General features: G+C 57.3%; 14 protein-coding genes and 4 pseudogenes. 3 read left to right on the top strand and 15 right to left on the bottom strand.

The genetic code is table 11. The features are described from left to right. Window positions 1-306: 306 nt before the first annotated feature. A complete protein-coding gene (locus AAFG13_RS35800; protein WP_342709772.1) occupies window positions 307-1,023 on the bottom strand; it encodes a hypothetical protein in 717 nt (238 codons plus the stop codon). Between the two features lie 1,220 nt (window positions 1,024-2,243). Here AAFG13_RS35800 and AAFG13_RS35795 point away from each other — a divergent pair. Both AAFG13_RS35795 and AAFG13_RS35790 read left to right on the top strand, forming a co-directional pair. Further along, the gene (locus AAFG13_RS35795) at window positions 2,244-4,562 is read left to right on the top strand and encodes a DPP IV N-terminal domain-containing protein (protein ID WP_342709771.1); all 2,319 of its coding nucleotides are present in this window, start codon (window positions 2,244-2,246) and stop codon (window positions 4,560-4,562) included. A gap of 948 nt (window positions 4,563-5,510) precedes the next feature. Further along, window positions 5,511-5,769: pseudogene (locus tag AAFG13_RS35790) on the top strand (hypothetical protein). 35 nt (window positions 5,770-5,804) lie between these two features. Here AAFG13_RS35790 and AAFG13_RS35785 read toward each other — a convergent pair. The 12 genes and pseudogenes from AAFG13_RS35785 to AAFG13_RS35730 form a co-directional block, all read right to left on the bottom strand. Then, window positions 5,805-6,116: pseudogene (locus AAFG13_RS35785) on the bottom strand (transposase); the annotation flags it as partial. Beyond that, window positions 6,116-6,488: pseudogene (locus AAFG13_RS35780) on the bottom strand (transposase); the annotation flags it as partial. The pseudogenes AAFG13_RS35785 and AAFG13_RS35780, both read right to left, overlap by 1 nt. 26 nt (window positions 6,489-6,514) lie before the next feature. Beyond that, entirely contained in the window at window positions 6,515-6,856 is a 342-nt protein-coding gene (locus AAFG13_RS35775) for a hypothetical protein (RefSeq protein ID WP_342709770.1), read from the bottom strand. Window positions 6,857-6,950: 94 nt separating this feature from the next. Further along, window positions 6,951-8,192 (bottom strand): cytochrome P450, encoded by a 1,242-nt coding sequence (locus AAFG13_RS35770; RefSeq protein ID WP_342709769.1) that lies wholly within the window; start codon window positions 8,190-8,192, stop codon window positions 6,951-6,953. An 891-nt stretch (window positions 8,193-9,083) separates the two neighbouring features. Beyond that, window positions 9,084-9,971, bottom strand: a complete 888-nt coding sequence (locus AAFG13_RS35765; RefSeq protein ID WP_342709768.1) for a pantoate--beta-alanine ligase — start codon at window positions 9,969-9,971, stop codon at window positions 9,084-9,086. A gap of 205 nt (window positions 9,972-10,176) precedes the next feature. Then, window positions 10,177-11,622: a pentapeptide repeat-containing protein gene (locus AAFG13_RS35760; RefSeq protein WP_342709767.1), complete on the bottom strand. Its 1,446-nt coding sequence runs from the start codon at window positions 11,620-11,622 to the stop codon at window positions 10,177-10,179. A 1,039-nt stretch (window positions 11,623-12,661) separates the two neighbouring features. Further along, window positions 12,662-14,386 (bottom strand): ABC transporter ATP-binding protein, encoded by a 1,725-nt coding sequence (locus tag AAFG13_RS35755; RefSeq protein ID WP_342709766.1) that lies wholly within the window; start codon window positions 14,384-14,386, stop codon window positions 12,662-12,664. Next, window positions 14,387-15,250 (bottom strand): ABC transporter permease, encoded by an 864-nt coding sequence (locus AAFG13_RS35750; RefSeq protein WP_342709765.1) that lies wholly within the window; start codon window positions 15,248-15,250, stop codon window positions 14,387-14,389. It lies immediately after the preceding gene. Continuing rightward, the gene (locus AAFG13_RS35745; RefSeq protein WP_342709764.1) at window positions 15,247-16,203 is read right to left on the bottom strand and encodes an ABC transporter permease; all 957 of its coding nucleotides are present in this window, start codon (window positions 16,201-16,203) and stop codon (window positions 15,247-15,249) included. Before AAFG13_RS35745 ends, AAFG13_RS35750 begins: the two co-directional genes overlap by 4 nt. A gap of 4 nt (window positions 16,204-16,207) precedes the next feature. After that, the gene (locus AAFG13_RS35740) at window positions 16,208-17,896 is read right to left on the bottom strand and encodes an ABC transporter substrate-binding protein (protein WP_342709763.1); all 1,689 of its coding nucleotides are present in this window, start codon (window positions 17,894-17,896) and stop codon (window positions 16,208-16,210) included. A gap of 39 nt (window positions 17,897-17,935) precedes the next feature. Further along, a complete protein-coding gene (locus tag AAFG13_RS35735) occupies window positions 17,936-19,276 on the bottom strand; it encodes an NtaA/DmoA family FMN-dependent monooxygenase (protein ID WP_342709762.1) in 1,341 nt (446 codons plus the stop codon). Window positions 19,277-20,553: 1,277 nt separating this feature from the next. Further along, window positions 20,554-20,898 (bottom strand): hypothetical protein, encoded by a 345-nt coding sequence (locus AAFG13_RS35730; protein ID WP_342709761.1) that lies wholly within the window; start codon window positions 20,896-20,898, stop codon window positions 20,554-20,556. A gap of 31 nt (window positions 20,899-20,929) precedes the next feature. Between AAFG13_RS35730 and AAFG13_RS35725 the strand changes: the two genes are divergently transcribed. Then, entirely contained in the window at window positions 20,930-21,337 is a 408-nt protein-coding gene (locus AAFG13_RS35725; RefSeq protein ID WP_342709760.1) for a hypothetical protein, read from the top strand. A gap of 524 nt (window positions 21,338-21,861) precedes the next feature. Here AAFG13_RS35725 and AAFG13_RS35720 read toward each other — a convergent pair. Together AAFG13_RS35720 and AAFG13_RS35715 are read right to left on the bottom strand one after the other, a co-directional pair. Next, window positions 21,862-22,620: a glucose 1-dehydrogenase gene (locus AAFG13_RS35720; RefSeq protein WP_342709759.1), complete on the bottom strand. Its 759-nt coding sequence runs from the start codon at window positions 22,618-22,620 to the stop codon at window positions 21,862-21,864. Then, window positions 22,608-22,899: pseudogene (locus AAFG13_RS35715) on the bottom strand (oleate hydratase); the annotation flags it as partial. The pseudogene AAFG13_RS35715 and the gene AAFG13_RS35720, both read right to left, overlap by 13 nt. Window positions 22,900-22,914: the final 15 nt, after the last annotated feature.

Genomic DNA, 22,914 nt, shown 5'->3' with positions numbered 1-22,914 from the left:
CCCGTCCTCCATCGACATGGCGGCTGAGCAGTCCTTTGTTACCTCTCCGACTTGATCGATTTGAAGCTTCACGAAGCCTTGTAGCCTGCGCTCGCTTTCCTGCACCAAGCTGACATCTGTAACGCGGACACCGTCTCGCTTGCCGAATTGAGTGCGGATGTCCTCTCGTATTGAGCTGATATCACCCTTGCTGAACGAGGGCTTACCGTGATCCGATACGTACCAAACGATACCGCCAATCAAAATGCACAAAGTAAAAAATACGTTTGCTTTCACTTAAAACGCCCCCGCTTTCTTCGGCTCCGCCTATCGATCATCGCTCGCCTTCCACTGTGGGCCTTCCAGTCCATGCCTCAAGACTTTGGCGGCAGAGACGAACGAGTCAGCGTCGTCGTTTACATTGAGCAACGCCCCGAACGAGTCGTTCAAGAGTTTGACGAGTGACCGGCGTTCGCTCCGGTCCACGATGAGGCGATCTACTTTTCCTTCAGCATTGACCTTCGTCGGGTCGACCAGGCAAAGAAAGGTCGCCGGGGCTATCGTGAAGGTCGTCCGATCAACCTGCTCTAGCTCTGCGCTGATCTCGGGCACACGAGCAGTTATCGTTCCGTAATCCACGCCGGGCTTCGATCCGCTCAGAAGCTCTTTGGCGGCGTCGACCAACTCTGCATGTTTTGACCATCGAAGTTGGTTCACGTCGCGAAGACCATCGGCGAAGGACTGGCAGGGTGCGGCCAACTCTATGCCTTGGATCATTCTCATGTTGATAGACGTTTGAAATTTGTATCGAGTACCGACACGAACCATCGTTGCAAGCTTTTGATCGGCGCTCGCCGATTCTGCCAGCTCCTTTGCCGCCTGTTCGCGCAGTTGATGCAACTCCGTAATCTCACGGATATACTCGCGAAAGAACGCAAGCCTTGGGTCAACTGGATTGGCATCCCCCTTGGCTGCAAGAGCTGCAGGTGTGAACAGCAAAGACACCCCAAAAGCTGCCGCCAAACTCCAGCGCCGCCCCTTCATCGCCCACCGGTCCCCCCATAGATCGCTGGGTTGCGATTAGATCACAGTTCAACGCTACCGCGCAAGTATCGGAGGAGAACGCCTTCGACCTTTTAGGTCCCGCCGGTTCGCTGTTTGCGCCCTGCACGCTTCAGATGAAGGCCAACCTGTGCCGCGTGCAGGAACGCGGTCCCTCCGGCTGTCTTTCGGGTCGACGTGGCTCCCCGCTTTAGACGGGAGGCGGCACTTCTCCATCATCGCCGCAATGTTTCGGGGCGTTGTGAAGTACTGCCTGCCGACCTTGAACAGGTCGAGATTGCCTCTCACGTTCTCGGCTTTGAGCGTTGCCACCGAGACCGCGTTGGCAAAGATCAGCTCGCACACTTGTCTCAGCGTGAGGGGCCGGTCCTCAGCGGTCACCTCCGGGTCATGTATCGTGCTGAAGTCAGCTAGGGCGATTGTTGGGTGCCCGTCTTAGTCGCTTCGCCCACACGTTCTTCCTCGGCCCTTGATTGCATCATCGGCCGACGAAGACCGACACTGCAGCCCGCAAAGCTGACCGGCCGCTACGGCAGGACGTTCTGGTGTGTTCGAAGTCAGACATACGGCTTGCCTCAATAATCGCTAGCCTTGTCACGTAAGCGACATAGCTATCGGAACGTCGGGAATGCGCATCGCTTCGCCGCCATGGATTCTGCTTACCACCACGGGCGTAGAAGCGAGGCTAAGACATCGAGCGTCGTTGCGGATGGCGCGCACATATGTTGTTCGTGAGGTGATATGCGACCTGGAGTTCTTATACGGGGCGCGGCAGCAGTTACGCTTGCCGTTTGCGGTGGCGCTAATTCGGCGGATTCTCGATCCAGTGGTGAAGGTTTCATCCGACACTGGAGCTGGACCGGGAATTATATTGGCGTGCACGGCGGTGGCGGCTATGGCCGGACATCTTCAGTGACCCCTACGGCCCATCTATCTATGGCGACATCGTTCATACCCCTGCATCCCTGGCCGGGAGCCAGAGCGGTGATCACAGCTTTAGACCGTGCCGCCCAGTCGCCCACTCAGATGTCCGGGAGATCGGAGCCTGATTCTGGCGCAAGACTTGCGTGCAACGTTTAGGACGCTTTGTGCGCAAGGGCCAGTGCTGGGCTTTGGAGGCGACACTGAACGCAGCTGCGCCAATTTCGTGAGGTCAACCCCAGCCTCCGTTATCTCCACACAACAAGGACAAGTGATCGATCATGTACAAGCTTGGCGCTTTCATGCTTGCGCTGCTGGGTCAGCAGGGATTGGCTGCCGCGCAGGCTCCGGCCGACAACATTGCAAAGCCGCTGCTGGTGCCGTCCGATTACGAGCGAGCGCTCACGATCGGCGCTCAATATAACCAGCTCACTGTCAATATGCCCGACGTTCCGTTCTGGCTCGCAGGGGGCGAAGCGTTCGTCTACCGACGGACGACTCAAGGCAAGCACCAGTTCATGCGGGTCGATGCTGCAACGGGCGGAAAGCAGCCGGCTTTTGATCATACCCGCCTCGCGGCGGCGCTGGCCAGGGCAAGCCTCAAGAACTATAAGGCCGACAATCTGCCGTTCGCCCGTTTCGAGCTGGCCGACGATGCTCGCATGATCACCTTCAATATCGACAATACCCGGTGGAGGTGCGACCTCGTAAGCTATGGCTGCACAGCCAACGCCATGCACCCGGACGTCTATCAACAGATGGGCTATGACCCCACGCCACCCGCGGAGAACGATCCGGAGAACACAAGCATATCGCCTGACGGCAAATGGTTGGCCTATACTACAAAATACAATATCTTCCTGCGCAGCGAGGACGGCTTGCAGGACATCCCTTTGACCTGGGACGGATCTGAAGGCAACTACTATGCTTTCTCGACGCTAAGATGGTCTCCAGATTCGCGTCACCTCGCGGCTTACCGCATCCGTCCAGGCCACAAACGTCAGATCCATTACATCGAATCATCTCCGACGGACGAGCTTCAACCTAGATATTCGACGATGACGTATCAGAAGCCGGGTGATGTCTTGCCACTGCTCCAGCCGGTGCTGTTTGACATCATCAGGCAGCGCAAGATTGAGATCGACAATGCTTCCTTTCCAAATCCCTACGACCTTTCGCCGATCGAGTGGTGGAAGGACGGTCGCGGGTTCACCTTCGAGTATAATCAGCGCGGGCACCAACTCTATCGCCTTCTCGAGGTGGAAGCTGATACGGGTAAGGTGCGCTCTCTGATTGATGAGCGCAGCATTACCTTCATCGACTACCAGCGTCTAGTGATGGACCAGCGGAATACTGGAAAGATCTTCCGCTACGACGTTGAGGACGGAAAGGAGATCATCTGGGCGTCCGAGCGCGATGGATACGAGCATCTGTACCTCTTCGATGGCCGAACCGGCGAGCTCAAAAACCAGATCACTAGAGGAGATTGGGTGGTTCGCGCGGTCTACTACGTCGATCCGGTCAAGCGCCAGATTTGGTTTGGTGCGAGCGGGAAGGACAAAGGGGAGGATCCCTATTTTGTCCATGCTTACCGTGTCGACTTCGATGGGAACGGACTGACCGCGCTCACTCCTGAACCGGCCAACCATCACATTGAGTTTTCACCTAACGGCCGCTACTATGTCGACTTGTGGTCACGCATCGATGTCCCGCCGCGCTTGGTGCTGTATCGCGCCAGTGATAATGCCGAGCTGATGCAGGTCGAGAGCGCCGATATCTCCGAACTCATCGCCGCCGGCTGGCAGCCGCCCCTCAGCTTCCATGCCAAGGGCCGGGACGGCGAGACCGATATATGGGGGGTCATTCACAAGCCCCTCAACTTCGATCGAAACAAGAGATACCCGGTGGTGGAAAACATCTATGCCGGCCCAACGGGTTCTTTCGTTCCCAAGTCGTTCTCGGCCTTGGTTGAGCCGCTCACCCAAATGGGGTTTATCGTCGTTCAGATCGATGGAATGGGTACGAACAATCGTTCGCGCGCGTTCCACGACATTGCCTGGAAGAATTTAAAGGACGCCGGCTTTCCCGATCGAATCCTATGGCATAAGGCGGCGAGCGCGAAGTATTCGTGGTACGACATCTCGAACGTCGGCATTTTTGGTGGGTCCGCCGGCGGGCAGAACGCGGTGAGCGCGCTGCTCTTCCATTCTGATTTTTACAAGGTGGCGGTGGCTAACAGCGGCTGTTACGACAACCGGATGGACAAGATATGGTGGAATGAACTGTGGATGGGTTGGCCGGTTGGCATTGAGTATTCGCTGTCCTCCGCCATCGACAACGCCCACAGACTACAGGGTAAGTTGATGCTCATTGTCGGCGAAATGGACCGTAATGTCGATCCGTCCTCTACCTTCCAGATGGCTGATCGGCTCATCAAGGCAGGAAAATACTTCGACATGCTTGTGGTACCCAGCGCAGATCACGGAGTGCCCGGCAATTATAGCGAGCTCAAGCTTCTGGACTTCTTCGTTCGCAATATTCTTGGGCAGATACCACCTAACTGGAACGCCCTATCGATTGAGCTGCTGAAACCCAATTAAAGGCCATGATTGCGCGAAGAGCTATCATCATTTAGGCCCAACGCCGTGGCGACTAGAACGAGGCGCCCTCCGATTTCGTCGTCTCTCAGCATTAGAAAGCAAAAGCACAATGATCTATGACTCTTTGGGAGTTTTGGGACAGGCGCGGCCGATGTTGGCGCGGGCGCTTTTCTAGTGTGGGCATCGATTTAATGCGGACGCGGACGGCATTTCGGTATCGTTGCCAGATGTTGATTTCGCGGCACATTCGCTTGGGATATATCATCTTGAGATCCAGGTACCGGGCCCACCGGACGCCGACCTGATTCTCGACCATGTTGAGCAAGCATTCGTGTTCGGCGGAGCAGTGGAAACTCGAGGTGTCGCAAGATCCGCCTAGCTTCGGCAGGTGGAATGCCTGTTACAGGTCGCCTGCGGAATTGTTCGGTAAGGTGGCCTGACGATGCGGATGATCTCGGCTCGGGGTAATGGATGTAGACGCAGTCGTCGCCTTCCGTGGCTTGCTATTCGCCGAGGTTGACCTTGCGCCAGGGGCGATGCACGTCGATGGGAACAAGGAGATTTGACAGTGCCATTGCGACCGTACTTGTAATCGTAACGTTCCAGGCGGCTGGGCTCTTCCGGGATAGGCCGGCGAAGCTTTCCGATAAGTTTCACAGGCCTTTTTCAAGTATCCCCCGACTTCTTGGGATAAGGGGCGCGGCGTAGAGGTCGAAGATCTCTTTGCGGTCAACGTGTTCGCCGTGGACCGGCGGAATGCATCGATTCCTTGGCCACGGTTGATCGGCCAACGCCGCCGAGCCGTCTGGTGGGAACGGCTCAGTGTTTGATGAGCTTGACCATGACTTGAACGTTCGCACGTTGGGCAGGCCGAACAAAGAATTCCGACAACCGAACGTCCCGCGTTTTGGCGATGCGGTCGAGCAAATCGATCGTCGGGTTTGTCGATTGACCACGCACGTCAACAAGGTTCATCACGTCACCGCCATCACCCAGGTCGCAAAGGACCTCGGTGAAGACGAAGACTGGCTGCGCGACATTGCCATCGAAATGGAGATCGAGGACGGCCTGATCTGGGATCTGGGTCTATGGCGTCGGCGAAGATGGTGTTGAGGCGTTCACCGACTTTGGCATCGAAAACCTGATCGAGCTCGTCAGGTTCTACAAAGAAAACCCCAAGCTGCTCACGCGTTGGCAACGGGAATGATCCAACCGGCCTGCGGCCTACGCCGGATGCGTACGGAAGGCCCGACTGGCATTCTCCATCAGATGCCAACGGTCGGCGACTTGTGCTGCGTGCGGCAGGGCCTTGACCGAGGCTTCGACGTATCCACCACCACGGTCACGGGCGACTATTGCGATCGTGGGATGAGCAGCGAGCCAGGCTTGGGCGGTCGCGGGCTCACGATCCGACAGCAAGGTGACTACCCGGCGCCTTTCCAAGTTGCAGACGATGCGGGCGGACCGGTGATTGCGCCGCCAAGCCCAATCATCAATGCCAATGACCTTGAGAAGGTCAGCGGGTGGACGGCAGTGGCGTCGGACCACGCGCAGCGGATCATTTTCCGATCCGCGCCGACGATCGAACAGGCCCGCCGTTCTGACAGGCTCATGACTGCCTGCAGATGCGCGACGGCAGCGTGCTTGGCGACGGGCCCTACCATCTTTTTTTGAAAGAAGCTCGTGAAGGGCGGCCGCATCGAGCGTCTGCTCGGCCAGGAGCTTCTTCAGCTTCATGTACTCCTCTTCCGGCCCCTTTAACCGCTTGGCCTCAGAGACCTCCATGCCGCCGAATTTGGCCTTCCAATTGTAGATCGTCGCCTCGCAGATTCCATGCTTGCAAGCCGGGTCGGCCCTCTTTGCCCCAGCCTCATGCTCCATCAGCGCTGCGATAATCCGCTCTTCCGTGAACCTTGCTCGCTTCATCTGTCCGTCTTTCGTCAGGCCGGACTCTAACTCCATCTGGAGGAAATACGCAGTGGCAGGTCAAACGCCGCCTCTTTTCCAAACTGCTTTGAGGCAATCAACTCCGCGATTATCGAAAGGGATTCTCCAAAGAAGATCGTCCCAACCGGGGCAAATTTCAATATTGAGCTCATCGCCTGACGCGTCGAAATCGCAAGATTAAAGACCGCTCCCGATAATGAAATCCATCTGCGGGCTTCCTTTGACAGCTGGAATCCCAAAGGGCCTCGGCGAAGTACCACCGTTCCTGGCGTTCCGCGCAGGCGCTTCAACGCCTGCCCGATGGCCCACCGGCCCCCGAGATGCAGCGGGTCCTTCGCACCGATCAAAGCCCCTTCGTATTGTGCAGCGGTGAGACTGATCGAAAGAGGACAAAACCGTGCTGCTGGGTTTCGGCTTCCGCCCAAGCCGGAGTATCACAACCTAGGCCGCAATCTGCACGGGAAGCGCGGAATAGCCGTGCGCAAAATTTGACGCAATTCGCTCGGGTTCGCCGACAATCTTGACCTCCAGCCCCGCATTCAACATTTCTTCCCAGAGGATTTTCAACTGCAGTTCCGCAAGATGTCGACCAACACAGCGATGGATGCCGAAACCGAACGAAAGATGCTGCCGCACGTTCTTGCGGTCGATCACGAAGTTGCTCGCGTTCTCGATGACCTCTTCGTCGCGGTTACCAGAGATGTACCACATGACGACCTTGTCACCTTGCCTGATTTGTTTCCCACCGACGATGGTATCCGTCGCGGCGTTGCGGCGCATATGTGCGATGGGCGTCTGATATCGAATAATCTCGGACACGGCGCTAGACACCAGCTTGGGATTATCGCGTAGTTTTCGCAACTCGGGGGGATACTGGTTCATGAACAGGAGGCCCCCGGTAATCGAATTGCGTGTGGTGTCATTCCCTCCCACGATCAGCAGAATCAGATTCCCGAGAAATTCACTCGGCTCCATATGGCGTGTCGCGGGCGAGTGCGCCATCATCGAAATTAGGTCGACGCGCGGCTCAGCATTGATGCGCTCGTTCCAGAGTCGAGTGAAATAGTCCAAGCATTCGGACAAGATTGCGCTTCGCTTGTCCCAGCTATCGACAGGCTGACCTTTTTTCGGGATTGTAACACCTACGTCCGACCAATAGGTCAAGAGCCGCCGATCCTCAAATGGAAAGTCGAATAGCGTGGCGAGCATCTGCGTCGTCAACTCAATGGAGACCATGTCCACCCAATTGAAGGCATCGTTGCGCGGCAAGCCGTCCAGAATCGTCCTGACCCGACTGCGGATTAAGCTTTCGAGCTTCGTCAGGTTTTCCGGTGCGACTATCGGACTCACAGTATCGCGCTGCTGGGCATGTTTAGGAGGACCCATCTTGATGAAACTCTGAGTCCAGTGCTTATCAGGCACGTCGACAATAGTGACGCCCCGCTCAGACGAAAATGCCCTATGATTTGTATCTACCGCTACGATATCTCGGTATTTGGTTACGGACCAATATGGACCATAAGGGCTATCTTGGCAGTAGTGAACGGGATCTTCCCTTCGCAGCCGCTCGAAGCAGCCCCAGATGCTATCATCTTGAAAGCGCTTGGCTTCGCTTACATCCAGATTGCTCAGCGGGATACTGCACGCATCATCGGCTCCATAGTTTGCCAATCGAGTTTTCATGATCGCTTCCGCAAATTTTGCTCTCTCAAGAGGTTACGAATCCTCAGATCGCGATCCATGGTTTCGAGCTTGCCCTGACGTTTTGGTTGTGCGCGGTCGTCGCTCGAACAGAGTATCCCAAAGTGCAGGCAGCCTCCCCTACCATGTCCGGCAGTAGGGATCGCGTTGACTTTCTAAATCGATCTGCTCCAGTGAATCGATGAGAACTATCACCGATACACAGGCGTCACCCAATGGCAGCTGCGTCGCCGCTTGAACTATCAAAGAGGACGCAAGTGAGCATTCTTTAAAATGGCCACCGCGACTTCTTCGGCTCCCGCGGCCGCGCTTGACGTTGTCACTTGCTGGCCGCCGGATCGTGCGGTGACGGCCACCAACGCTGATCGTCGCCGACGAAATCGGTTACCGCCATTCCGCCGAGAGAAGCCAATTTGTGTTTCAACATGGCAATTGGCCTGCGAGCATCCATCATCCTGACCAGCAACTTCCTGTTTTTGGCAGGACAGAAAGCTTTCGCGAACGATCGGCATCGAGCCTGCGATGCTCGATCGCCTGCTGCATCGCATTCATAAATTGACGAGGGGTCCGGCACCGGAGCCGTCATCGAAGGAAATAAGATGTCCAGCTGGGCGGGTCAGATCCCGGTCCGCATCTGCGGTTCCGGAAGCATCCCGCACGGCACTCCGATTGGCGACGCCGGCAATCACGAGACGATCTCGCCGAGCACTCCGAAATGATGTTGACCCGACCCTCTACTGGAGCAAGCCCTCCAGCGCGGTGGTTGGGCGATTGTCGTGTGCTGGAAGCGACGTACAGACAGGGCGCCCGGTCATGAGGCAGCGTTGTGCTTGGACGAGCCGGGGACCAACGGTTCGCTATGTAGTATAACCGTCAGGCACCGACGGTTTCAGGCAAATCAATCCAGACGTCTGGAGGACCATCCACGAGTGTATCCTGATCTGGAACGTAGATACTATCAAAGACCCTGAGGCCATGAGCCATCGCCGCTCCGACAATTATGAAAGGAAGCTTGACCTGCTCCAGATCTTCGAAGCTATCAGCGTCAACAATCCGAAGAAAATCGAGTTTAAACTGTCGGAAAGCAATAAGAGATGTAGCCGCCCCTATCAGGTCTTTGACGCACGACGCTCCTCGCGCAATCTCTTTCCGCAAATGGTTCAGTGCCGTGAAGATGCACGAAAGCTCATCGAGCTCGGAGCGGCTAAACCGTCGCAAACGCGATGAAATGGGCACACCGTTCTTGTACCTCACCGTTGGCACAAATCGTATCTCGCAATCGAGAAGCAAATCTGCGACGGCCCGCTTCACCAGAAGAGCCTGACCGATATCTTTCAGGCCGAAATAGCTGCGAGTTGGTCGCGAATAGCAGATCCAACGGATTGCCCCGGTAACGGCTTCCTTCAAGTGCTCTTGAGGGCCGTCCAGGCGCAAATGATAGTCGTCCTGCGATACAAACGTTCGATAGCCCGCCGGGAACATTTCGGTGTCGTTGGACGAAAGCACGGCAGAAGCTCCTGCACGTAGCGCAAGCCAAATATCTTCCTCCAAATTGAAATCGTAGCTAACACCTGGCTCAAACTGGATCTTGTTCGGGTAGACTGTGACAATTGCGACGTCATTCTCGATTGCCGCTCTTCTGATCAGTTCCGCATGTCCAAGGTGCAGGGCGCCTAAAGTGTGTACCGTGCCAATAGTCTGACCTGTTCTCGCCACCTCCCGAATGTAGGCTTTGCCCGCTGCAAGAGACTCCAGATGCATTTTTCTCGCTCCAGTTTTATTTTGAACGCAAAGAAGGGTCTTTTGCGCGGTCAGACGACGGCGGGCCAGCCCTGCGTGCCGCACCGGCGCACGCTAATGAACCTCAAAGAGCGCTTGACGTTCGGTCACAGCGCGGACCACGCGCCAATCTGTTCAAGCTCCCTGACATTGTATCTCCCTGGTCCGTTTTGCGATTCAGAAACAATCAGGTTGATCCTTCTCGACCATGTCTCATCAACGATGAGAACTCGGCCAAATAGCTTGATGGTTCACGCGGCTGATCATCCTTCAGAGCGGTCTGCAGTCCCGGACATCGGTCTGCAAAAAACGGCGGCTCGAATGTGGTTATCTTTGCGCCCGAAAAGTCGACCTTTACGAAGCTGGCCTGGAACGGCGATATTCCACTCAGGTTCGCGTTGCGCAAGGATGACTGATTCATGCGAACGTATGCGATGCGCGCTGCCTCCAGGTTGCTGCCGGTCATTCCCGCCGCAATATATGACTGAACGAGATTGGCTCCTTCGAGATTTGCCTGGTTCAGCGCCATCGATTGTGGTGGATCACCAGTAATCATAGACCTGTAGAGGTACGCCTGCGACAAGTCAGCATTATCGAGATCGCAGTCGCGCATAAACGCACAGCGGCCCCGAAAACCCGCGAACTTGGCGGATCGCATTGTGCTCTCCGTTATCGAAATGTTTTCGCCTGATGCCCGAGACAGGTCCGCTCCATCGAGCTGACAAGAACGAATAGATACGCCGTTTAACACCGTGCCGACGAGGTTTGCGTTCGTTAGGCTTACGGACAGTAGGCGCGCCTCCGTCAAGTCTGCCTGCTCAAGCTCCGCCCTTGAAAGATTTGACAGGTGAAAGTCTGCGAAGGGGGCGCTCAGCGCTTTCGCCATAATCCGTCCGTTCACCTTTGAAAGCCTCAAATAGGGAAGATGAGCGCCCTCCAAAACAAGATCATCGACCGAGGTGGGGCGCACGATTGATAAGCAGTCTCCCTTTGATTGGAGGAACGAGCAAGCGGCTAGATGCGCCCTCGTCATTGTGACTTGGCTCAATTTGGCAAAACGGAAGGAAGCAGAAGGAAGGAAGCATTCGTTGATGGTCGCCCCTTGCAACTCCGCGCCGTCAAAGACAGCATGACCCGCGTCGCACTGGTACAAAAGAAGACCACTGAGCACCGCGTTGTCAAAACGCGTTCTTCTCATGCTGCAGCCGTGAAACAGACTACCCGTTGCATCAATGACGTTCCGCAGACTGGCATCATCGAAGTTGCAGACCTGCGCGGCAATCGCGTGCATATACGCAAAATCGAGCTTAGCCCCACGGAAACTAGCCCTCTCTAGCCCCGGACAGATAAGGTTCGCCCCAGAAAGATCTGCCCGATCCAATTTCGCTCCGTAGAGTTGCGCACGATTGAGGGTGCAGCGTCGCAACGGGAAATCAGACAGATCGTGACCGGTAAAGTTCTCGGAGGATAGCTGCAAGCCGGCCCCTGTCTCCCTGATCGCCTCCTCGGTTCGCTCTCCGACGGCAGCCACCGCGCCCGCCCGATCAGTTGTCCGGCTCCAGTATCGAACAAACTCACCGTCTGACGAGGAGTTGGTTGTCGGCTTTGCCCGGATTGCTGACTCTTGATTCACGCTGCACTCGCTATTGCCGTCGATATTTTCGTGGACGATTCCGTATTACCCGAAGCACGAGCGGACCTTCATCGACCTCTTGTTGCCCGACGAATTGCGGATACGCCTGAGCCTGGTGGCGAGCCCGTCTGCGAGCTTATCGCCCTCGATTTCCGCTCGCTGCGATGGTTTACCGGGCAGCGATGACAACGCAACAGACAACGCCTCCATCTCTCGTTCGGATCACCCCGCTTCAGGTAAGGTTCTGCAGCCAATGTTCACGTACCCATTGATTCAGGGTGCGTAACGCGCGCGAGGTTCAGTACGGTGACACAGGCGTGGCAGCTGCGCTTGAAACGCAAGCGACAAGTGATCTTCGCGGCGGTCGTTTGACAATCCCAACACGCCTGAAAAGTGCAATCTGTCTCGATGCGGCTCTCCTAGGCAAAGCCACAACGCCCTCCATCAACCGATTGCGAGAACTCTGGCGGCCGAGCACGAGCTTGTTTCTCTCTCAGAATGGGGTCACGACTGGCGGGCCGGAGGTAACCGTTCATTTTGTGCTGCACTCCGCCCTTACTCGGCGTTACCTCATTTCGATAGCAACGACCGTGCCAGTCGCATCAGTCGCAACCAAACGGCTGAATAGGCGTCAGGAAATTGAAGATCGGCAAATGAGCCCGGTGTTTCGAACCTGACATAAAGGGTGTCGTTGTCAGAGACCGCACCATCAATCGCAAGGCTCTGGTAAAAGCAACGGTCCCGAGCTCGGTCGCAAGAAAGCGAGAGACGCGAGGCCTTGCGGGCAGACAATTGAGGAATTCCAACTCGACACGTCCGGATCACCGACTTGACGGTTGCCGCATCTTCGAATGCGACCAGCCCAGCTCCGCGTGCGGGGAGCGGCCCGCGCAATGGGAACTCGTGATCACAGGCCGTCTTAGACTGAAAGATTACCTGGAGCACGCGATCATGAGCAAACCGACGCGCAAGGTGCGCCGAGCGGTCTCCGCGATCCGAAATCGACCATCATCCTAAACACATCGAAATGCGACGCATTTCATGCAATGCCTTCTTCGAAGATAGTGGCTGAATGGCCGGCCTCGCTGCGGCGCATAAGCCGTGGCATGGCGGCGATGAGACCTTTGGTATATTCAGACCGCGGATTAAGGAATATCTCTTCAGTCGTGCCGCTCTCGACGATTCGCCCGTCGCGCATAACTATGACGCGATCGCTAAGATGGCGGACAACACCGAGATCATGCGAGACGAAGAGATAGCTCATGCCGAGGTGGTCCTGCAGATAGCCAAGCAGGTCCAAGACCTGCGCCTGGATCGAGACGTCGAGCGCCGAAACCGGTTCATCGCAGACGATCACGCTAGGCCTTGGAGCGATCGCGCGAGCGATCGCAACGCGCTGACGCTGACCGCCCGAGAGCTCGAGCGGCCGCCGATCCAGCAGGGCCGAGGACAGTCCGACCAGATCGAGCAGCTCAACAACGCGCTCGTCCCGCTTGCGCCTTGTCTCGACGTCGCTTGCGAGGCTGTCGGATATGATGCGTCCGACCGTCCAACGTGGATCAAAGGAGCTAAGAGGATCTTGGTAGATGATCGACATCGACCGGCGCCGACCCCGGCGCTCGCGTTCGGCGAGCGTGGTCCAAGCCCGGCTTTCAAACAGAACGGCTCCCTCGTCGGGCACCTCAAGCGCCAGTGCCATTCGCGCTATCGTTGACTTCCCTGATCCGGACTCGCCCACGATGCCTAAAGTCTCGCCCGATCGCAGTTCAAAGGAGACGCCGTCGACAGCTGCTCGCAGAGTACCATCCGGCCTTTTGAAACGCTTCACCAGCCCAGTCGCTCTCAGCACGACGGGACGAGATTTCACCAAGGATTGTACCGGTGGGCGCGCCTGCGGCTTGGGCAGAAAGGCAACACTCGACGCAGAAAGTCGTGAGCCGCGCCGGCGACCTGATGGCACCGCGTCTAGAAGCTGACGAGTATAGGGGTGCCGTGGATCGTCGAATATCTGGCCGGCCGCGCCGCGCTCGACGACCTCGCCTTGACGCATGACCAAAATCTCATCCGCCATGCGGGAGACCACTGCCAGATCATGGCTGATCAAGATCAGGGCCTTGCCCCGCGTCTTGGTCTCCTCGAGCAGTGCCAGCACCTGAGCTTGCGCCGTCACGTCAAGTGCGGTAGTCGGCTCGTCCGCGATGAGGATGCGTGGATCGAGCGCAAGTGCTGCAGCAATGAGAGCCCGTTGGCGCAGGCCGCCGGATAATTGGTGCGGCAGTTGCCGGCCCTTGATCCCGGGCTCAGGGACACCGACGAGCTCGAGGAGCGCAACGACACGCCTGGCGAACTCCTCACGTGATGATACGACACCATGGAGCAGCAGGCCCTCACCAATCTCCTTTCCGATCTGCCGAAGCGGGTCAAGCGAGACGAGTGCATCCTGCAGTACGAAGCCAATCTCCTTGCCACGGATGCGCCGCCAGGCACGATCGTTAAGGCCGATCAGATCCGTCCCGTCGAAGCTGAGTTGGCGTGCAGAGACATTCGCGTGACGACCAGCGAGACCCACGAGAGCCCGCGCGGTCACGCTCTTGCCTGAGCCGGATTCACCGACGATCGCGAGACACCGCCCCGGTTGGAGCGAGAAGGACATACTGCGCACGACCGCCTTCTCAGCGATGTCCGGCCTGAACGAAACACGCAGCGAATCGACCGTGAGAAGGTCTGCCTGCCGCGAGGCAAGCTTGGGACAAATCTGCAACATTCAGCTTTTTCCTTCCAGACGGTCCTGAAGATAGCGACCGACAACGGTGACGCTGAGGGCAAACGCCATCACGGCCAGGCCCGGTATGATCTCGAGCCACCACGCATAGATCACATAATTGCGTCCGGCATTTAGCAGCGCGCCCCATTCGGGCTCCGGGGGCACGACGCCAAGGCCTAGAAAAGCAAGGCCCGAGGCCCAGATAATGGCCTGACCGACGCCGAGCGTCATCATTGCTGTCAGCGGGCTCATCGCGTTGGGAAGGATATGCGTCCAGACGATTCGTGGAAACGAATGCCCTAGCGCCTTGGCGGCCTCCACATACGCCGTTCCCTTGATAGAAAGGACCTGACCCCTGATCATGCGCGCATAACCCGGTGCTGTGCCGATTCCAACGGCTATAACCTCAGTCAATACCGAAGGCCCAAATACAGTCACGAACACGAGGGCGAGAAAGAGCGTGGGAATTGCGAAGAGCACGTCGAAAATCCGGCTGAGGAAGTTGTCGAGTGCGCCACCAGAAAGTGCGGCGGCGACGCCGAGAATCAGTGCAATGGACATGCTCAGCGCGGTGGCACCAAGTCCAATGGCGAGGGATTGGCCGGCCCCCTCGACTATTCGAGAGTAAAGATCTCGGCCCGATTGATCCGTCCCCAACAAGTGGGCAATCGATGGGGATTGCAATGACGATATCAAATCAATAGCGAAGGGATCGTGCGTCTGCAGCACCTTTGGCGCCATGGCCGCGACGACAAAAAAGCCAATGATGATGAGAGAGACGGAAACTCGGAAGGGAATGTTACGCACGATTGCCAGGACGTCTTTGAGTGGCCACGGCACGGTGACTTCGGCGGACATGCTCATGTCAATTTGATCCTCGGATCGACAATCCGGTAAGCCAGATCGACAACCGCACTGGCAATGACGAATAGGCCCGCAGAAATCAAAACAGCCCCCGAGACTACCGGAACGTCTCGTGAGGACGTCGCCGCGACAAGGACCCCACCCAGGCCTTGGCGGGCAAAAACCACCTCGATCAAAATTGCACCCGAAAGAAGCTTGCCGAGCGCCCAACCTGACAAAGTAATGCCCGGCAATGCCGCGTGGCGCAGGACATGACGAAGCCTGACGCCAAAATCACTCATACCTCGCGCCCGCGCGGACGTAACGAAGGGCTGCTCGAGTACGCGTGTGAACTCATTCAGAACGACCTGTCCGAAAAACCCCGACAGTTCTAGAGCCAGCGCGAGTGTTGGAAGAACGAGTCCTATCGGCGAATTTCCACCAACGACCGGAAAAATGCGCATTTTTACCGCAAACACAACCAGCAGGATTGTAGCTAGCCAGTAAGGTGGTACGGTTGCCAAAAAGACTTGTGTGCCGCTGAGCAGCTTCGACCATATGTTGTCTCTGCCCGCGATGAGCAGGGTCGTCAGGATAGCGATAGCCCATGCGACCAGCAGAGCAGCAATAGCTAGAACAATCGTGGGACCAATCTGTTCTGCGATGATCCCCGCGACGGGCCGATGCTGCTGATATGATTCGCCAAGGTCGCCATGCAGGATTCGCCATAGGTATTTGACGTATTGAATGACGAGCGGCCGATCAAAGCCGTATTTCGCATTGATTGCCGCAAGCTCTGCCGGAGGCGCCGGGCCGACGTTACCACTGGTCACGTTGATGATGATCTGGGCGCGATCGCCGGGCAGCAGGCACTGGATCAGGAACGTGAAAGTTGCGGCAGCCCACACCACGACCACACCGGACAGCATCCGGCGCGCGAACCAAACAATCGGACGAGGGGCTACAATCTTCACGGCGTCATTTGTTGTCGGCAAAATGAGCGTCGTAGAAGACAGGTTCGCCGACTGATCCGCGGTCCAGCCAGACGTCTTCTAGATTTGGGCTGGTCGCCAAAGTCACGTCCAGCACTGTGAGGCCAATAACAGGAGCCTCATCTACGATCTTCCGTTCCGCCTGTTGATAGAGGGCAGTACGTTCAGCCTTGTTGAACTCCTGCTCCGCTTTCCGGATGACATCCCAAAGTGTCAGATCCTGGTAGCGTGACGGATTAAAGCGATTGGGCTCGCCATTCCGGTCGGGCTTCCATGAAACTCGGAATATCTCAGCGCCGGGTGCAACCCAATAGAGAAGCACGACCTCATAATCATTGGGGCCAAGGTTTTTTCCGGCGAAGAAATCAGCCGGATTAGTGGGCTGAAGACGTACGTCAAAGCCGGCCGTCCTTGCCTGCTGCTGGATAACCTGCAAGGCCTGCTCGCCATCGGGCTTCAAAAAAGCGCTCGAATAGGAAATGCGCACGATGAGTGGACTGCCGTTCTTGACGCGAACGCCGTCATGATTGCGCTCAGTCCAACCCGCCTGATCCAGAAGCTCATTGGCTTTTCGAACATTGTACGAATAGGATTGCCCCAACTCGCGCACGTATTCCGGCGAGCTCTGGCTTAGCGCACCATTACCTTCAAATGGCAGAGAACCCAGAAAAGACGAGCCGACCGCGGCCTTTCGATCAGCAGAATAGGCAAAGGCCTGGCGGACGAGCACGTCATCAAAAGGGGACCTGGCCGTATACAACGCCAGGCGCAAAGGGGTGCCGCCCGTAATGTGCCGTAATACCGGGAAGCGGGAGTTGGCGTCTTTCCATGCGATAGCCGGGATGTCGTAAATGGCGTCGGTCTCGCCCGTGATCAGCGAGCCATATCGGACAGTCTGATCCGGCAGAAACTTCCAGCTGATCCCGTCAACGTAAGCCGGACCCTGGTGCTTCGCAGTGGCGGGTGCCGAATTGTAATCGGGATTGCGGCGGAAGGTGACTTCCCTCCCATGGTGCCACTTGTCGACGATGAATGGACCTGAGCCGACCGGCTTTTCGCAATTCACAGCAAGGCCACGCTTGAGCGAAGTTGGCGACAAAATGCCTTGTGAGGATTGGGCGAACACATTGAGCAACGGCTGGAACGGCACCTTCAAGGTTACTTGCAGCCTCAGAGGCGCGATTGCCTTTGCCGATTCAAAGCTGTCATTAAGATAAGGAGCAGCGGTCGGATTGCGAAGATCCGGATTGTTGCTGAGCCATCCGTTGATATTGTCAGCGATGGCTTGGGCATCGAGGGGCGTCCCATCGGTAAATTTCACATTCGGCCTTATCTCGAACGTGTACGTCATTTTGTCGTCGGAGATTGTCCACGCCTCAGCCAGCCAAGGCACAATCTTGCCGTCTTCACTCCGAGCGACCAAATTGTCGCTGTACTGGCGTTGAAGATACCATTGCTGCACCCATCCTCCGAACAGGCAAGGCGGCTCTTGAAAATGCCCGTAACGAATAATGCCTCCTCGCTTCACATTGCCGGCTGATGCCTCTTCGGCATGGCTGCTGGGCACCAACTGTGACAGGCTTGCGAGCACGAACAGGATAGCCGCCGCCTTCCTTCCACGATTGTTCGACTGGGCGGTGAAACGCCTCGATGATTTTGCATCCAAGACAGACATAACCAAGCTCCAAAGCAATGAATGTGGACGAGTGCAGCGTCAGTGCGCCGAAGTACTCGCCATGTTTGCGGGTTCAACGTTGAGGGGAATCCCGAAATGCTCGCGCAATGTCTCTCCCCGATATTCGGTACGGAACAGCCCGCGCTTCTGGAGGACGGGCACGACATGCTCGACAAAGGCCGGTGCGCCGTCCGTCAGCACATCTGGAATAATGTTGAAACCGTCAACTGCGCCAGCGTGGAACCATGTCTCAATCGAATCGGCGATCTGCTCGGGCGCGCCCACGAACAAGCGATGACCAAAAGCTTGGACGCTACTGATGATCTCGCGAACCGTCCGGCCTTGACGTGCCAGAGATTCAATCGTGCGATGGTGACCGACTGAAAACGGAACATCGTTCGGATCAGGCAAAATCTCCTCGGGAATGGACTCGTCGAGACTGAGCTTCTCGACCGGCACGTCCATGCTACGTGCGAGAGCGACGATGGCGTGCTGTAGATCAAGCAAGTCGTCCAGCTCCTTTTTTCGACGTTGCGCTTCTTTCTCGGTGCCGCCGATGCAGGTAACAAGACCGGGCAGGATGAGCGGAGCCACGCGGCGGCCGAATTGATGAGAGAGAGCGCGCAGGCGCTCTGCCTCCCGCAGCGCCGTCGTCAAATCCCCGGCTGCCGCAAACACGACATCGGCGCTGCGCGCGGCAAGCCGTAAGCCGTAGTCCGAACCTCCAGCCTGAACGATGATCGGGTGACCTTGACGCGAACCGGGATGGGTAAGCGGACCTCGGATGCCGAAAGCATTTTGATTAGGATCGAGTAGCTTGAATTGGCTCTGATCTGCATAAAGCCCCGCAGCCTGGTCGGCAATGATGGTCCGCCCGCCCCAGCTCAGCCAAAGAGCACGGACGGCCTCGACGAAATCCTCAGCGCGCTTGTAGCGATCCGCGCGTCCGACCTGGTGACCACCAAAGTTCGCTACCGTCGCCGGGCTCGACGTCGTGACCGCGTTCCAGGCGGCACGGCCACCGCTGATGACATCGAGCGATTGGAAACGCCGGGCCAGATTGTATGGCTCATTGTAGGTTGTCGACGCGGTCGCGATGAGTCCGATCCGCTCCGTCTCGCGGGCGATCACAGCGAGAGCCAGCGTAGGCTCGAGCCCGTTGAGTGGCGGCTGGCGGGTGATGTCAGAAGGTATTGCGGGGGTATCCGCCAGGAATACGGCATCCAGCAGACCGCGCTCCGCAAGCTTCGCAGCGTGGACGTAATGTTCGATGTCGAAAAAGGCGCTTGGATTCGTACCCGGCCAACGCCACGCGGCGGAGTGACCGCCTGCGCCATGAAGGTTCAAGCCAATATGGAGCATGCGGACGACGGAAGACATGACACCCCCGAAAGCGGCGGCCTCAAGCCGCTCGATTTGCGTCTTAAAGATAAGGCCGGCCTCGACGAGCGATCTCAGCGGCCGCCCTGCGCTTCTGCCAAGGTTCGCCCTGAATGCACGCATAGAACGATATTGATCGAGCTATTAACGAACCACTCATTGGCGTGAAAGAGATATCACTGGAGACGCGTCGGGCAGGTTTTGTTATGTTCTCGCAGCGGAGCAGTCTAAGAAGACCTGCGACCACAGCGCATGTCGAATGACGCCGATGTGCGTCCGGTTCAATTCCAATACTGAGCTGATTCCACGCGGGTGCACTCACATCGGTTCTCCACTGCTCATTAAGATGCCCTGCGACGTTCTCCGAGGCGTTGTGGACGCCCTTCGCGATCGCAAACTCTTGGAGTCCGCAGCCGATGCGCCCGCGGCTCATGGTAGTGGAATGTGTAGATGCTGAGAGCAGCCAAACGCAATAGTTGAGTATTTCAATCTACTATCCTCACTTGGCATCCTCTTCTATCGCGATGTCGCTGTCCCCTTCGGTTACCAGGCTAGTCTCTTATTAGACTCGCGGACGCCACCGATACCTCGATCGCATCGGCTTCAATTTGCAGCACCGACCGGGATGAACTGATGCGCTCAACGACGCTCGACATTCGGCGCGACAGGTTTGATCAACGGCTAGGCTGCCAACGTGGCGCATAAAGTGCAACCGGCAAGCTCGTGCTCTAGAAATCATCGAACAAGACGATGAAACCCTCTAAATTTGCGATGCTTGTTGTAACAACAGGCATGGCTGCTTGGAAACGCCTCGGGCGACGTCCCCGGGGACAACACGTGCCGGCAGCGCACGGGGCGCTACAAGAAGCGGCCGCTGTACAGCATTCCAGCAGCCAGCGGCCCTGGCTCACCTGGTCTGGACGTTGAACATCTCGATGCCATGCCTTCTTTTCCGAGGGATCGCCACGCACTTACGAAGGGGCTCAATAAGGTGGATGCGTGACAACCGTCTGGCGCGGCGAGTGAACGAGCTGCGTGCGGAATGAGACGCTCCTGTCTAAAAAGCTGACGAGCTCCTCTGTCAAAGCTCGATCGAGAAACTATAGGATCACGGCCTCGGATTGACTCCTCTGTGAGCATCAACTAGGCGATCAATGGAGGATACCCGTGAGCTGCCTCGCACCCCTATACATGTTATCGTTTCCGCGCTCGCTGCAGCACCGCCGGTCATCGCAGGGTGACGCCCCGCCAAGCCGCGACGAGAGCAGGATCTTGAGCTATATTTTCGATCGCATGGTTGCAGCCTGGATGGCAGCATGGTCGCAGGCCTCACCAAGCACGAGAGGTTCGCGATCGATGCGAGCCTGATGACGGGCAATGCCAACCGCGATCTCGGCAAAGCGCATCGACGTACGACTTACCACCTTTGGCGGTCCCGGCGGTCTACGCCAGCCGGCGCTCATCCTCAACGAGCTTGCCGCGGTCTCAGCCGCGGCGCCGGGGATGCGCGCAATCAGCATTGCGATCTGCAGTACCAAAGGAGGTAGGCATGACATGTTGGAGCTTGTGGTACCTTTTGAAGGTTGATGATCGAAACTGAGCAGCGAACGACTTAGCGTCATGCAATCTCCGTTTCAGGCCGGGAGACGTCGGATGAACGCAAATATAACCGAAGACGAGAAACGCGAACGGCGGGCACGTCCAGAGCCCGGACTGGGGCAGATATCGGGCGACGCCGCCGATGACGTTGGAGAACCTGCGGCAGCGGCACCACGCATTCCATTAATTCTTCCGGAATGGCAAAAATCGATCGAAGCGACGGGACACCTGTTCGCTACGGCACTAAAGGACGTATTGAGTTTGGCTGCCTCCTCTCTGCACGATCAGGCCACCTTTCTGAGAAATCTTGCCGAGTCCAAAACTCCCGCCGAGCTACTGAAGTGCCACTTGGACTTCGCCGAGAAATTCTGGTCGAAGTCGTTCAGCGAAGGCTCGAGAGTATTGGATCATCTCAAACCACCGCCATCATCTGCGGTAAGGCAAGCGCCCCACCACGCGTGAACCAGGAACCCGACCTACTCTGCTTCATCCGCGGCCGGGGCTGTATAGCGACGGCCGACGACGTTACGGATACTGCATCTCGGAGCGGTCTGAGAACACGTCCTTGCGCCGCGGTGCGCGCATCCTGTTGCTGGTTCGCCATCGCCCGCCGCAGCGAGTAGTTCCGATTATCCTTGTTCAACCAGTAGAACTCTCGAGTACACGCCACCTTCCAGTCCCCGCGACGAAATCGATCGGAACAGGTCCCAGAGGCACTCGAAGCGATCCTCCATCTCGCGCCACCCCGGACCACGAAGAGCCCACCGGGTATCTTCAGCCGTTGGAGGATGGTGATCCGGTCACGTATCTGGGCATCGCGGATCAGGAGGCCACGCCGGAAAGCGACGCCAGGCCCAGACCGACGAACCGCGCAGTCTTGTTGTCTACACCTTCGGGTTTGCGAGGGCGGGCAAAAGCTTCGTTTTCGGCTACCATGATACTTCGCAGCATTCTATCCGACTAGATTGGGCAATCAGTTGGGCTCATCAAAAGAGGTTCTCGGGCGCCAGGGATTTGCGCGGGACGCCGACCGTCAGACCTCCATCGATAATAATCTCGGAACCGGTAAGATAGCTGGACTCGTCGCTGAGCAGGAACAAGACGACCTGCGACACTTCCTGCGGCTCGGCTGCGCGCCCGAGTGGAATGGGGAAGAGGGAGGATTCGAAGCTCTCGGTGATCGGGCTGGCAATGAAGCCGGGATGGATCGAGTTGATGCGGACTCCCGAGGCCGCAGCTTCCAGAGCAGCAGACTTGGTTATGCCCCGCACGCCGAACTTCGAAGCGACATAGGCGTGGAGTCCGGGACTGCCCCGCAGCCCCTCGACTGACGAGACGTTGACGATCGAACCTCCGCCCGCGCGCCGGATGGCCGGTAGCGCTGCCTGCATTCCGAGGAATACGCCGGTTAGATTGACGGCAAGGGTCTTGTTCCACTGATCAAGCGAGAACTGCTCGATAGGGGCTATGTTGGCGATCGCGGCGTTGTTGACCAACCCGTGGAGCGCGCCGAAGCGCGCCTCGGCGCTTGCGACTGCCTCGGCCCACTGCTTCGGTTCGGTAACGTCCTGAGGCACATAGACGGTGGAATTGCCAAGTTGAGCCGCGAGAGCCTCTCCTTCTGTATGAAGAATATCGGTGATGACGACCCTGGCCCCCTCAGCCACCAGCAGGCGCGCATGAGCGGCCCCCATTCCGCGAGCTCCGCCGGTCACCAGAATGACCTTGTCGTTCACACGTCCCATAGTCGTTGGCCGTTCCGTTGATCAATGGCGGTGCAGCGTCTTCCAGGCATCGAAGAGGACGCGAGGATCATGCTTGCCCTTGTAAAAGGGGGAGCCAGTCGAGCAAGCTGAAGATGCAGTCTGCGCTGAGCGCACGGAATACTCGACGGTAAAGACAACGTCGTCGGGAATCTCGCAGAAGAACTGGCCGATGAAGGCGAGGTTGCCCGATCCCGTCGGGACGACTTTCGGTCGATCGGTCATCATGCGCGGCATGAACTGGGCATTAATGTAGCCAACAAAGCCGTTATGACG

Source organism: Bradyrhizobium sp. B124 (genome assembly GCF_038967635.1).
Lineage (GTDB): Bacteria > Pseudomonadota > Alphaproteobacteria > Rhizobiales > Xanthobacteraceae > Bradyrhizobium.
The sequence above is the reverse complement of the archived record's forward strand: the minus strand, read 5'-3'. Positions and strand labels throughout refer to the sequence as shown.